Source organism: Shewanella sp. S1-49-MNA-CIBAN-0167, assembly GCF_040310145.1.
Classification (GTDB): Bacteria; Pseudomonadota; Gammaproteobacteria; order Enterobacterales; family Shewanellaceae; genus Shewanella; species Shewanella psychromarinicola.
Window position 1 is genome coordinate 1 of sequence record NZ_JBEOPO010000307.1, and the last position, 266, is coordinate 266.

At 42.1% G+C, this 266-nt stretch carries 1 pseudogene; it reads right to left on the reverse strand.

The window, feature by feature from the left end:
- Window positions 1-190 (reverse strand): annotated as a pseudogene (locus AAEZ00_RS21415) (hypothetical protein); the annotation flags it as partial.
- Window positions 191-266: the final 76 nt, after the last annotated feature.

Below are 266 nucleotides of genomic sequence, written 5' to 3' on the forward strand. Positions count from 1 at the left end.
GGGCTATCTGGCTCATCTGTACTTCGAATAGTTCATGCTGAGTATCTTCGATAATTGCTTTCACACGACTAGGGTCAGTTTCATACCTTGCTTCACGTAGCCCTTTTTCTAATTCAGCACGGAACGACTGGAATGCTTCACCGTCGTTGTTTCGAATAGACATCAAATCAGCAGAGGATACTTGTTCCATAAATGGCACGTCCATCTGTAGCGCACAATTTAATGTATTGGCTTGAATATCAGTACTACCGACATTCATGTTAAGT